Here is a 12,552-nt window from a genome sequence, read left to right as displayed (position 1 = left end):
ATAATGACATTGTCGGGTGTGGTTATGCTATACAATACCCTTTTGGGAAAAGCATAACGACGGGCTATGTGCCGTGTTTCTTAGCACCCGGCACCTTTTAGGGTGTCTACTAAGAAACCTTTAAGCACATAGGAGCCAAATCATGGCACAATACTTAATCGACATACACAAAGCTACGATTGATGGTGATATCGTTCAGACAGTAAATGCACGTGAATTACATACGTTTTTGGAAATAGGAAAAGATTTCTCTACTTGGATTACTGACCGTATCAATAAATATAATTTATTAGAAAACCAAGATTTTGTTTGCTCCCCGATTTTGGGGAGCAAAGGTAGAGGTGGTCACAATCGTAAAGATTATCACCTAACCTTAAGTGTAGCTAAAGAACTTTCTATGCTTGAAAATAATAAAAAAGGTAGAGAAGCTCGTTTATATTTTATCGAATGTGAAAGACGGTTAAAACAAGTAGCAACACCACAGATAGCCGCTCCACAAGTTGACTATTCAAAACCCGAGGCGTTGCTTGGTGTCTTGAATCACTTACAAAGTCAAGTCGAACAGAAAGATATACTTATTGCAGATCTCAAGCCAAAAGCAGAAGCACTTGAAGGTTTAAAACGCTCTGATGGTTTGTTCGGTCTTATTGAAGCAGCAAAGATGTTGGAGGTACGACCAAAAGATTTAACCGATTACTTGCGTAAACATGATTGGGTCTATCGACGGGCTCCAGGAGCACCTCTGTTACCTTATCAGGATAAAATCAAGAAAGGTTTCATGGATTGCCCTGCTATCACCATTCAAAGACCAGATGGTACAGAAAAGGTACTCCCTTCAACGAAAATTACCTCCAGAGGATTAGCATGCTTAAGAGAGCAAATTCATGGAGGTGTACAATGAATACCAGTATCGACTTTTTATGTGATTTGTGGATGGCGTTGTATCAGTTTTCTGATCGTGATGATGTTGAAGATAAAGCTTTTAGTGCTCTCATTGAAACTATGGATGCAATAGAAACAGCTTTAATCTTAAGACTTCAAAATGAAAGCCCAAATGCACTCAAAATTCTGGCAATGATTACAAATTTTGGAGCCTTAAAACCTCCTCCAATTATGGAACCTTTGCTGAAAACTTACGAACCAAATCTCGAGAGCCCTATAAAAAAGTTGCTTAAGTAAATATATACTCCCTCCTTATTCTCAAAAATGGGGAGGGGATTAAGAGGCTTCTTCTAAAGCTTTTTGCTCCTTACAATTCTTTTGAATAGGTGTTAAACTCATTTGTAAATCTAATGCATTCAAAACACTAAGAAAGGTAGAAAGGCGTGGATCACCTTTATCGCTTAAAGAACGATAAAGAGACTCTCTTGATAGTCCAGTATTTTGAGCGATTTTACTCATTCCTTGGTTTTTTGCTATTATACCAAGAGCATGAGCAAGATACTTACTATCTTTGCTTTCAAGAGCATCTTCTAAAAGAATCCTTTGTGTCTCAGGTGTCTTGAAATATTCACTTGTGTCAAATTTAGTAATTTCCATGTTTCATTTCCTTTACTAATTGAAGAGCTTTTTCGATATTCTTTTGTTGTGTAGATTTATCACCAGCATTTAATAACAAAATGATTTGTTTACCTTGTTTTACAAAATAGATTCTATAGCCAGGACCATGATGTATTTTTAATTCTCCAATTCCACGGAAAAATTTTACATTTCCAAGAAATCCCGTTTCTATTCTTGCTATGCGTTTAACAATATGTGCTTGCGCAATCTCATCTTTTAAAGAATTGCTTCTGCTTGCTCTTTTGTGATACGCATGCCTTTTTTAACAAAGGGGCGACCAGCATTGCTGGTATGACCATAACCAATGGTCCAGATACACGCTGTATCCTTATAGGCTTCCAAACGCAATCCTTCCCATTGTTTGATAAGCTCCAAACCTTCTTGCGATATCTTTCTCATCCCGTCCTCCATAAAAAAAGCCCCACATGAGTGAGGCGGATAAAAATCTGCTTTGATGATTGCTATTAGCTATGCTCTTTGATCAATTGCTCGACTTCTTCAACACCAAAGCCAAGTTGAAAAAGCGGCGCATATTCGCTTTCCTGTAATTCATACTGACAACGCTTTTCGACAACATCACCATTGAGATCAGATGGTATGTTTCTTGTCACAAAAACCTTATGCGTATCATCTTCTAACCCCTCTTCTCCTTCACTGAGTTCTTTAACAAAGACCCAATAAAAACGCGTTGATAAAAGTGTCTCTAGCCTTCTTACCGTTTCAGCCTTATCAAAGGAAAGCATGTTTAAATAATCTTGCTTCGTATTTAAATGCTCTGGATAATCTAGCATCTTCTCCTCCTCAAAAATGACGGGGGCGGCTGCAACCGCGCACAGACGTTTGTTCATTTGTTTCATTTACCATAAGAGTTGCTCGACCAAACCTGCCGTTCTCTGATTCATTATCAAAGCTGCCTCCACCTAATAAAATATGCATTTCGGTCTTTGTTGTACTTGTCCACAATGTTCCACTAGACTGAATTTTCATAGGAAACGTTCCTGATAAAAACTGCTAAACATAACCGCAACCTTCCTCACAACCAATATGCGAAATCATACGTATATTATTTGTGTTCTTATAGCCTCCAGAATGTTTCGGAGAAGGTGCTCTTGATCCTTCAATAGCAGCACCTTCTTTACTTCCAGACATCGCAGAAGAAAATTCTGTATCACTGATACAAGACATTGATTTATAATAATAATTCACTGTTTTGTATGTTGAATAAGAGTCCCGAATAWCGTAAGMTTCTCTCATTTCAAAGCTGTYTATSTTGAATCAATCAAAAYCAYTCMYTTGCACRTMACAAGCGGGATGARTGTGTGGATCAAATTTGTATAAGAAAGGATTAAAAATGGCTCTTATGAACCGTCTKAATGCAAGATCTGTMGYAACATTGGAGGCTGGCAAATAGTGTGATGGTGCCGGCTTGTTACTTCATAAGCGTAAAGATGGAGGTGCTCAATGGATTTTACGGTATACCCTTCACGGGCGCCGTCGTGAAATGGGATTGGGTGCTTTAAGACATGTCTCTTTAAAACAAGCCCGTGAATTGGCAAATCAATAGCGTTCTGTTTTGCATGAGGGGCGTGACCCCATTAAAGAACGCAATAAACAAAAGCGTGAGGCAATAAGCAATCTTCATTATTTAAAAGATATTGCTTTGGATGCTTTTGAAAGTCGTAAAGCTGAATTAAAAGGGGATGGTAAAGACGGAATCTGGTTTGCACCTTTAAAACTGCATATTCTTCCCAAATTAGGCTGTTTACCCGTTTCAGAGATTACCCAAACAGAGATACGCAACACTATTGCCCCTATCTGGCATACAAAAGCTGTTACAGCGCGTAGAGCTCTCATTCGTCTCAATCTTTGTCTCAAACATGCGGCTGCTTTGGGTTTGGATGTTGATTTACAAGCAGTAACAAAAGCACAAGCTCTCTTAGGAAAACAACTCCATAAAGCACAAAATATACCAGCTATGGATTGGAGAGACATTCCTGCTTTTTATAAAACACTTTGCCAAATAACAGCTATAACACAACTGGCTTTACGTTTGCTTATTCTGACAGGCGTTCGTACTTTTCCTTTACGTCATATTCATAAAGATCAGATTGATGGAAATATATGGACAATTCCTGCTGAAAATATGAAAGGAAAGCGCGATGCTACAACAGAATTTCGCGTACCTTTATCAACAGAAGCAATGAAAGTGATTGAACATGCTCGCTGTCTTTCCAAAAGTGATTTTATCCTTTCTGCAACCGGTCGTGCTCCTCTTGGTGAAAGTAATATGGCAAGGTATATGCAAAAAACTGGACTAAACGCATGCCCCCATGGCTTTCGTTCTAGTTTACGCGATTGGCTTGCTGAAACAACCGATGCCCCCTATGAGGTTGCTGAAACTATTCTAAGTCATACGGTAGGAGGACAAGTAGAGCGTGCCTATCGTCGTACTGATTATTTAGAACAGCGCCGTGTCTATATGGATAAATGGGCGGCTTATGTCACTGGTCAATCTTAAGATATGGGGTGAATAACCCCATAATCTGTGGATAACTTTCTCTCTCTTCTCTCTCATTCGCTCTCAATAAGACTCATAAATTATCACATGAGAATTTATATGATAAAATATTGTTTTCTATAAATAAAAATACCTTCAAAAATAAACCAAAATGTGCTTAATAAATAGGCATGATTTGTTTCTATGTTTTTACTATGAAAGGATTTTAAAATGACAGAAAATGATATTCTTTTAACTGACCGTGAAAGTGCAAAATTGCTTCATATGAGTGTCTCAACTTTCCGCCGTCATGTTACCAATGGCTCTCTCCCAAAACCTTTAAAATTTGGTTTTTTATCCCGTTGGTTACAATCGGATCTTCTCAATGTAATCGAACAAGCAAAACAGCAACGTCAAAGTGACGCGGCATAAAAAAAACCTTGTCACGTAAGGACGGACAAGGCTTTCTCAAACTCATCAATCTAGAGATAGCACAATCCGTCCTGTGACGCAACGTTATAGGATTTAAAATGATGTGTTCTTTTAAGAATGCGCAGGGCATTACACGTGCTGTGCCGAGGGTTTGGCATGGGCGTTATGGAACCGCCCGTTGCCCTGCTCATGATGATAGGTTATTATCCCTTAATAAATTGGTGGACTTTATTAAATTATGCTCACGAACATCTTTAAGAAATTCTAAAACATCAAGAGAAAATCGGCTATACAAAAAACTCAAATGTCAATAACAATCCCCTGCTCTGTTTTTTCGATTAAAGCACTAAGCTTTCCTTCTAGTTACAGTTTCTATTCAATATGGAGTGAAGCAAAATCATTTTTGTTAGCATATTCTAACAATCCAAGTTTTTGATTTTCTGTATCTTGTAATCACGAGAAACTCATAAATATGCACAAAATTATATCATATTAAGTAAAAATATTAATTTAGATCAAAATTAATATTTTATCCCATAAAATAATGTGAATTAAATTATAAGTTTTTTATATGTAAACAACAATCATTTTTTGGATATGAAAATGCAAGATAGATATAAAATATCTATTCTAACAGTACCTATTGAAGAAATAGTCAAAATGTATTACATTAGAAGTATTTTGTAACACATTAAGAGGTAATAAAATGGCTGAGACGACATTTACCTTTCGCGTTGATGATGTATTGAAAAATGAATTTTCCAAAGCAGCAAAAGCGTGTGATAGATCTGGTGCACAATTGTTGCGAGATTATATGCGCGATATCGTAAAAGAACAAAAAGAAAGAAGTGCACACGATTTATGGTTTCGGGAACAAGTTCAATTAGGGATAAATTCTGCTAATGCAGGCGATATAATATCTTCTGAGGAAATCGAAGCAGAAGCAAAGGAATGGCGCTTAAAAATACAAAGTAAACTAGATAGATCAACTTTATGAAGCTAATTTGGACACAAGTAGCACGCGTTGACCGCAAAAAGATACGTGAATACATATCACAAGATAATCTTTCTGCTGCCTTAAAGTTTGATCAACTTTTATCTGAAAAGGTAGAAAAACTCGTTAAGCTTCCTACTCTTGGTCGTTTAGGACGAGTTGTAAATACACGTGAATTTATTGTACATCCAAATTATATCATGATTTATGATATTTCAGATGGCGTTGTTCGTATTTTACGTGTGCTTCATACAAAGCAAAAATTTCCTTAATCAACTGTATTTTTCTTTATTTGGTAATTGAAGCAAATTATTTTTTAAAATACTGCACTCTATATCAGTAAGTAATGATAAATTATTACTTTTCTAATATTGCGAGAATATGATTGCATGATCGCTTTGCACACCATTTAGTTTCTTACTCGTAAAAGTGACGATGATGTCTCTCGTTTTATTGTCAATGATGTCATGGTCGAAAAGCTTGGAGACCCCTTAAAAGCCCCCCCGTGATCTCTTGATGGTGCGTGATGAACTGGCTGGCTTTTTAGCTAATCTAGAAAGAAAGGAATATCAAACAGACCGTTCCTTTTATTTAACAGCTTTTAATGGAGATGATCAATTTACCTATGACCGTATAGGGCGTGGAACCATTTTTATTCCCAATGCAACTATCTCTATCATAGGGGGTATTCAACCTGCACGTATTATTCCCATTATTCAAGACATGCACCGTGGAATAAACGATGATGGTCTTATGCAACGGTTTCAAATGCTGATCTTTCCCGATGAACGACAAGAGCAGTTATGGGTTGATAGACCTCCTAATCAAAAGGCATGGGAAACTTATCAAGGGGTTTTTCGTTCTCTTTATGATAAACCATTAGGATCACCAAAATATCCGATAACTATACGCTTTTCTGCCGAAGCCCAAGAAATGTTTCGTGAATGGTGGGAAGATTTTCAGAAAAGAATAAAGAATGGTCATTTCTCTGCAAGTTTAAAAGCACATCTTTTGAAAATGAATCAAACCATACCAACCCTTACCTTTATTTTTGAACTGGTTGAGGGTGGTCGTTTTGAAATCAATAGAGATGCCCTTGAAATAGCCTTGCGATGGGAAAAATATTTGTTAAGTCATGCCAAACGTCTTTACGCGGCGGGGGATATATTAACAGCAGAACGTGCCAAATTAATTGTCGAGCGTTGTGATCATTTACCCGATGTTTTTACAGCAAGGGATATCTATAGACGGTGTTGGCGTTCTTTAAAAGACAAGGAAGCTGTCACGCAATCTTTAGAGCTTTTATGCTGTTCTAATCATCTTCGAAAAAAGTTTATAACACATCAGACAAGTGGACACCTTAGCGCCTATTATGAATGGAATCCTTTGGTCAAAACCAACAGCATAAAACAATAAAGACACCTTTTTTAAAAACTTTCTACTCAAAGAGGCAAAACTCTTTTTAATGGCATTCCTATCAAAGAATTTTTCTCCAAAGATAATGATCTGAGTGACCTTATAGGAAGAGTTTTGTCCAGTGTTGTCAGTTCTTTTTAGACCCTATAATTATTTTTTCAAATGAGTAAAATTAAAAACATTATATATCAATATGTTAATGTCTTTAAAACACAACCCATATCAATCTTACAATCTTTAAAGATAACCAATGATATGAGTTGAATAAAACTTGTCAGTTATCTGTCAGTAAATTGAACTGACAAAATAATGCTTCATAAAATTTATCAAAATACTTATTCTGATATCTTAAAGCCCATAGTGCATTTGTCTTTTTTATCATAAAACGAATAGCAAATTTCACTATTTTGCTGATCTTATCCCATGTCATGGGCTGTTGATAAGCAGCCTTTTAAAATCCCTTTTGAAAAAATATCGGCTTTTTTAGCAGTTTTTTCCCATTTTTATCGTTATTTGCTTTAAGTGCATTTTATTGAATTCGTTTTGATTCTTTTGATGATTATTGATCATCTCTTAAGGCAAGGGATTTTTATTACAATATGCTGCAATCTGTTAACTCTGATAATAAACACGTCACTTTACGCTCTCTGTTGGAATATTATCGCGAACAAGCTAAATCACCCCGTGAATTAGGAACATGGTTTGAAAACCTTGTCATAGCTTATTTGACAAAAGACCCTCTCCATTATGGACGCTACGAAAAGGTAGAAACCTATTATGAATGGGCTAAAGAGCATGAAGGTTGGAATAAAAATGATATCGGTATTGATCTGGTTGCTAAGCTTCGCAATCAAGAGGGCTATGTCGCTATTCAATGTAAGTTTTATCAAGTAGATCATCAGATTAATAAAAAGGATATTGATAGCTTTATCGCGGCATCTGGAAAAGACATCTTTAAATATCGTCTTCTCGTTGACAGCACGGAAGTGGAATTAAGTGACAATGTGAATGCCATGATTAAAGGACAAGCGATACCCGTTTATCGCATTGACCTTCGTCATATGGAAAACAGTCGGATAGATTGGCAACTATTTGCAACCAAAAAAGAAGTTCTTCTTAAGTCAACCAAAGAGCCTCGTCCCCATCAAGAGGAAGCCATCAAGAAAGTCTGTGAAGGATTAAAAGAAGCAGACCGTGGCAAGCTAATTATGGCATGTGGAACGGGGAAAACTTTCACCAGTTTGAAGATAGCAGAAACCCTTGCTGGGAAAGGCAAGCGTGTGTTGTTTCTAGTGCCTTCTCTGGCTTTAGTCTCGCAAACAATCCGTGAATGGACAGCCGATGCACAAGTCCCGTTGCGTTCCTTTGCGGTTTGTTCTGATACGAAAGTAGGCAAGCGTCGTAAAAATCAAGATGATATTGTTGGCATGGAAACATCAGATCTTGTTCTCCCTGCTACCACGGATGCACAAGCCCTTGCCAAAGAAGCTTGTGAATCACTAGCAGATGCAATGACGGTGGTGTTTTCAACTTACCATTCTATCCAAGTGATTTCCGATGCTCAAAAAGAGCATGGATTACCCGAATTTGATCTGATCATTTGCGATGAAGCGCATAGAACCACTGGGGCTTCATTGGGAAGTGAAGACAATGAATCCGAATTTATCAAGGTTCATGATAACAGCATTATTCGAGGCAAAAAACGTCTGTATATGACAGCAACGCCTAAGATCTTTAGTGACAAGCTGAAAAGGAATGCTTTCTTATCCAATAACGTTTTAGTGTCCATGGATAATGAAAAACTCTATGGCAAACAACTTTACACTTACAACTTTTCACGTGCTGTAGAGGATAAGCTGTTAGCACCTTGTAAAGTTATCATATTAGTTGTCAATGAAAAAGAAGTAAGCCAATCCATTCAACATCTTATTACCGATAAGAATTATGAACTTATTCTTGATGATAGAACCAAGATTAATGGCTGTTATAGAGCCCTTACCAAAATGGACTTGAAAGTTGATCTTGAAGATGACCCCAATCCCATGCGTAGAGCTTTAGCTTTTTGCAAAGATATTGAGACTTCTAAACGCCTATGCAAGAGATTCAAAAAAGAAAAAGTTCAAGAATCTTTACGCGCTCTTCATAAGAACTATAAAGATACTCCTCCTCTTAACTGTACCCTTGCCCATATTGATGGAACCTTTAGTGCTAAAGAGCGTACAAAACAACTTGACTGGTTAAAGGAAGATGCGGGGGAAAATACGTGTCGTGTACTTACCAATGTACGCTGTCTTTCTGAAGGTGTAGATGTTCCTGCTCTTGATGCCGTTCTATTTTTACACCCGCGCAAAAGTCAAATTGAGATTATTCAAGCAATAGGACGCGTCATGCGTCGAGCAGAGGGTAAAAAAAGAGGCTATATCATTCTACCCATTGGGATACCCGCTGACATTCCACCAGAAATAGCCTTAGAGAACAACCAAAAGTATAATGTCATTTGGCAAGTTCTTAATGCTTTACGTGCCCATGATGACAACTTTAATAAAATAATTCACCATATGCACAAAAAACAAGACGTAAGCGATGCTCTTGAAATCGTTGCTGCTTCTCAAGAACTTGCGTTAGAAGATACGACCACGGTTATTGATGATTTACCTATACGCTCAAAATTAGAGTATTCAGGGCTTAATATTGGGTTAGCAACTTACGAATCCTCTCACACATGTGAAGAACAAGGAGAGCTCCCCCTTTTTTCTAAATGTAAAGATGTCATTAAAGCTGCTATTGTTAATAGATTTTACGACCCTAGTTATTGGAAAAAATAGGCAATAAATGTTGGTGATCTTGCTCAAACTCATATCACACGCTTAACTGAGGTTTTAACAAAATCAGAAACTGAAACACAGCAGATATTTAATGATTTTATGACCGAATTGCGTAGCAATTTAAATACAACTATCTCCGAACAAAATGCGATTGAAATGCTTGCGCAACATCTTGTGACGCGTCCAGTCTTTGATGCTTTATTTGAGGGGCATCAGTTTGTTCAAGAAAATCCCGTATCTTGTGCTTTACAACGCGTACTCAATGTCCTTGATAAGTTTACTCTTAAAGAAGAATCTCAAGATCTCAAAAATATTTCTAGGAGTATACAATTTTACACGCGTGGAATTACCACTCTTGAAGCACAACAAAGTTTAATTGTAGAGCTTTATAATGAATTTTTCCGTTATGCTTTTCCGCGTACAGTAGAAAAATTAGGAATTGTTTATACGCCCATTGAGGTTGTTGATTTTATCATTCATTCTGTTGATGATGTCTTGCGCAGTGAATTTGGCAAGAGCCTTGGTTCACGTGGTGTTTCTATTCTAGACCCTTTCACTGGAACTGGAACCTTTATCACACGGCTTTTACAATCCAATCTCATCAAACCAGAGGATATGGAATATAAATACCGTTACGATATCCATGCCAATGAGATTGTTTTACTCGCTTATTATATAGCAGCCATTAATATCGAAGCAACCTATCATGGTCTTATGAAAGGGAATTATATCCCTTTCAAGCATATTGGTTTGACTGATACGTTTCGAATGATTGAAAAACAAGACCTAATGAAAGGTCTACTAGAGGAAAACTGTGAATATTTGGAACATCAGAAAAATCTGAATATTGAGGTTATCTTTGGTAACCCTCCTTATTCAGTAGGACAAAAAAGCGAAAACGATAATGCAAAGAATACACCTTATCCGATATTAAATGACCGCATTCGTGAAACTTATGCGGCTCAATCTGAATCAATGAATATGCGAAATTTTTATGATAACTATATCCGAGCAATTCGATGGGCTAGTGACCGTATCAAAGATCATGGTGTTATTGGTTTTGTTACAAATGCGGGTTTTATCAGTAGTCATTCTCTGAACGGTTTACGAAAATGCCTCGTTAAGGAGTTTTCAAGCCTTTATATTTTCCATTTACGGGGAAATGCACGAACCTCTGGAGAGCAGCGTAAAAAAGAAGGTGATGGGATTTTTGGTGAAGGCTCTCGAGCTCCCATAGCTATCTCTATTCTCGTAAAAAATCCACAATCTCAACAGCATGGGAAAATATATTTCCGTGATATTGGAGATTATCTCACGAGACAAGAAAAGCTTAAGACAATTAAAAAATTTGGTAGCATTGATGGTATTACACAGAGCAAACAAGGTTGGAAAATAATTACACCAGACAAGCACGGTGATTGGCTTGGTCAACGTAATGACAATTTCAAAGCATTTTTAGCCATGGGTGTTAAGAAAGGTCATGATAAAAAGCTGTTTGAAGTTTTTTCTCTTGGGGTTGTAACTAATCGTGATGCTTGGGCATACAACTCAAGTCGTGAAGCTTTAGTAAAAAACATGAATGGTATGATAACTTTCTATAATAACGAAGTGGAACGTTTTAATAATACTTATACGCATTCTGATCACAAAGCACGGATAAGTGCTGTAGATGATTTTGTTAACACGGACGCAAAAAAAATTAGTTGGAGCTTTAAAATTAAACAGCATTTAACTAAAGGAAAAGTTTTTGAGTTTGAAAATGCATGTCTTGCTCAAAGTTTGTACCGTCCTTTTACACGACAATGGCTTTATTATAATCGCATATTTAATGAATCAATTTATCAAATGCCTCATATATTCCCGATAGGACGAGTGGTTGAAAATAGAATAATACAAATTACAGGTACAGGTTCACGAAGCGGTTTTTCGGTATTTATGACTAAGAATATACCTGATCTTAATATGATAGTTAGAAATGGCGGTAGTCAATGCTTTCCACGCTATATTTACGAAGACACTACGGTTTCAAAAAGTGAGAAACAATCCCATTTATTTACGTATTCTACAGAAGACAGCAAAACAGCTGGTTTACAGAGGCGTGATGCCATTACTGATGAAGGGCTAGCACATTTTAAAGCGGCTTATCCTAATGAAAAAATCACTAAAGATGATCTATTCTATTATGTTTACGGTTTACTTCATTCGGAAGATTATCGCTCTCGTTATGCTGATAACCTCTCTAAAGAACTGCCTCGTATCCCTTGCGTAAAAACTGCTGATGACTTTTGGAAGTTTGCAACAGCAGGGCGTGAACTGGGGCATTTGCACGTGAATTATGAAGATGTGGAACCTTATCCAGTGACCTTTAAAAAAGGTAATCCAAAAGTTACAGAGATCTCTAATCCCGAAGAATTTTACTATGTTACAGAAATGAAATTCTTTAGTGAAAATAAGATAAAAGATAAATCCACTGTTTTTTACAATAGCAATATCACAATAACAGATATCCCTCTTGAAGCTTATAAGTATATCGTCAATGGTAAACCTGCTCTTGAATGGGTTATGGGGCGTCAATGTGTAAAGACTGATAAAAAGAGTGGTATTGTCAATGATGCCAATCGCTATGCTGTTGAAACCGTTGGCAACCCTGCTTATCCATTGGAATTGTTTCAAAGGGTTATTACCGTAAGCTTAGAAACAATGAAAATCGTTAAAAACTTACCAAATTTGGTATTAAGAGAAACTGAATAACTTATAAAGCATGCTCACATAATGGGTATGATAAACGCATAAGGGGTATAGAGCTTATAACCATAATCTATACCTCT

10 protein-coding genes and 4 pseudogenes are annotated in these 12,552 nt (G+C 36.9%); 8 read left to right on the top strand and 6 right to left on the bottom strand.

The features are described 5' to 3' along the window. Positions 1–142 precede the first annotated feature (142 nt). Together CER18_RS06460 and CER18_RS06455 are read left to right on the top strand one after the other, a co-directional pair. Positions 143–901, top strand: a complete 759-nt coding sequence (locus tag CER18_RS06460; RefSeq protein WP_100129234.1) for an antA/AntB antirepressor family protein — start codon at positions 143–145, stop codon at positions 899–901. Beyond that, a complete protein-coding gene (locus CER18_RS06455; protein ID WP_100129233.1) occupies positions 898–1,179 on the top strand; it encodes a hypothetical protein in 282 nt (93 codons plus the stop codon). Before CER18_RS06460 ends, CER18_RS06455 begins: the two co-directional genes overlap by 4 nt. A 39-nt stretch (positions 1,180–1,218) precedes the next feature. Here CER18_RS06455 and CER18_RS06450 read toward each other — a convergent pair whose 3' ends face one another. From CER18_RS06450 to CER18_RS09905, 6 genes and pseudogenes are all read right to left on the bottom strand, one after another. Then, on the bottom strand, positions 1,219–1,539 hold the full coding sequence (locus tag CER18_RS06450) for an addiction module antidote protein (RefSeq protein ID WP_100129232.1): 321 nt from the start codon (positions 1,537–1,539) through the stop codon (positions 1,219–1,221). Continuing rightward, positions 1,526–1,768, bottom strand: coding sequence for a type II toxin-antitoxin system RelE/ParE family toxin (locus CER18_RS06445; protein WP_100129231.1), 243 nt, complete (start codon positions 1,766–1,768; stop codon positions 1,526–1,528). Before CER18_RS06445 ends, CER18_RS06450 begins: the two co-directional genes overlap by 14 nt. An 11-nt stretch (positions 1,769–1,779) precedes the next feature. Then, positions 1,780–1,959: pseudogene (locus tag CER18_RS06440) on the bottom strand (lysozyme); the annotation flags it as partial. Between the two features lie 65 nt (positions 1,960–2,024). After that, positions 2,025–2,351 (bottom strand): hypothetical protein, encoded by a 327-nt coding sequence (locus CER18_RS06435; protein ID WP_100129230.1) that lies wholly within the window; start codon positions 2,349–2,351, stop codon positions 2,025–2,027. A 10-nt stretch (positions 2,352–2,361) separates the two neighbouring features. Further along, entirely contained in the window at positions 2,362–2,547 is a 186-nt protein-coding gene (locus CER18_RS06430; RefSeq protein ID WP_100129229.1) for a hypothetical protein, read from the bottom strand. 24 nt (positions 2,548–2,571) lie between these two features. Then, entirely contained in the window at positions 2,572–2,745 is a 174-nt protein-coding gene (locus CER18_RS09905) for a hypothetical protein (RefSeq protein WP_210199636.1), read from the bottom strand. A gap of 241 nt (positions 2,746–2,986) precedes the next feature. Between CER18_RS09905 and CER18_RS06425 the strand changes: the two are divergent. The 6 genes and pseudogenes from CER18_RS06425 to CER18_RS06395 all read left to right on the top strand — a co-directional run bounded on the left by CER18_RS06425 (position 2,987) and on the right by CER18_RS06395 (position 12,475). Beyond that, positions 2,987–4,078, top strand: a pseudogene (locus CER18_RS06425) (tyrosine-type recombinase/integrase). Positions 4,079–4,288: 210 nt separating this feature from the next. Further along, on the top strand, positions 4,289–4,489 hold the full coding sequence (locus tag CER18_RS06420; RefSeq protein ID WP_007347209.1) for a helix-turn-helix transcriptional regulator: 201 nt from the start codon (positions 4,289–4,291) through the stop codon (positions 4,487–4,489). 706 nt (positions 4,490–5,195) lie between these two features. Continuing rightward, positions 5,196–5,486, top strand: coding sequence for a CopG family ribbon-helix-helix protein (locus tag CER18_RS06410; RefSeq protein WP_012231079.1), 291 nt, complete (start codon positions 5,196–5,198; stop codon positions 5,484–5,486). Next, a complete protein-coding gene (locus CER18_RS06405; RefSeq protein ID WP_100129228.1) occupies positions 5,483–5,755 on the top strand; it encodes a type II toxin-antitoxin system RelE/ParE family toxin in 273 nt (90 codons plus the stop codon). The genes CER18_RS06410 and CER18_RS06405 overlap by 4 nt, the downstream gene beginning before the upstream one ends. A gap of 174 nt (positions 5,756–5,929) precedes the next feature. Then, positions 5,930–6,899: pseudogene (locus CER18_RS06400) on the top strand (DUF3987 domain-containing protein); the annotation flags it as partial. A gap of 599 nt (positions 6,900–7,498) precedes the next feature. Continuing rightward, positions 7,499–12,475 (top strand): annotated as a pseudogene (locus tag CER18_RS06395) (DEAD/DEAH box helicase). Positions 12,476–12,552: the final 77 nt, after the last annotated feature.

Source organism: Bartonella tribocorum, assembly GCF_002777915.1.
Lineage (GTDB): Bacteria > Pseudomonadota > Alphaproteobacteria > Rhizobiales > Rhizobiaceae > Bartonella > Bartonella tribocorum_A.
Note: the sequence above shows the minus strand (reverse complement) of the source record. Positions and strands in the feature narration are given on the sequence as shown.

Bases quoted from the DNA above. Each gene is read 5' to 3' on its own strand.
- CER18_RS06410 (WP_012231079.1), top strand. From the start codon at position 5,196: ATGGCTGAGACGACATTTACCTTTCGCGTTGATGATGTATTGAAAAAT.
- CER18_RS06460 (WP_100129234.1), top strand. From the start codon at position 143: ATGGCACAATACTTAATCGACATACACAAAGCTACGATTGATGGTGAT.
- CER18_RS06450 (WP_100129232.1), bottom strand. From the start codon at position 1,539: ATGGAAATTACTAAATTTGACACAAGTGAATATTTCAAGACACCTGAG.
- CER18_RS09905 (WP_210199636.1), bottom strand. From the start codon at position 2,745: ATGTCTTGTATCAGTGATACAGAATTTTCTTCTGCGATGTCTGGAAGT.
- CER18_RS06455 (WP_100129233.1), top strand. From the start codon at position 898: ATGAATACCAGTATCGACTTTTTATGTGATTTGTGGATGGCGTTGTAT.
- CER18_RS06405 (WP_100129228.1), top strand. From the start codon at position 5,483: ATGAAGCTAATTTGGACACAAGTAGCACGCGTTGACCGCAAAAAGATA.
- CER18_RS06420 (WP_007347209.1), top strand. From the start codon at position 4,289: ATGACAGAAAATGATATTCTTTTAACTGACCGTGAAAGTGCAAAATTG.
- CER18_RS06430 (WP_100129229.1), bottom strand. From the start codon at position 2,547: ATGAAAATTCAGTCTAGTGGAACATTGTGGACAAGTACAACAAAGACC.
- CER18_RS06435 (WP_100129230.1), bottom strand. From the start codon at position 2,351: ATGCTAGATTATCCAGAGCATTTAAATACGAAGCAAGATTATTTAAAC.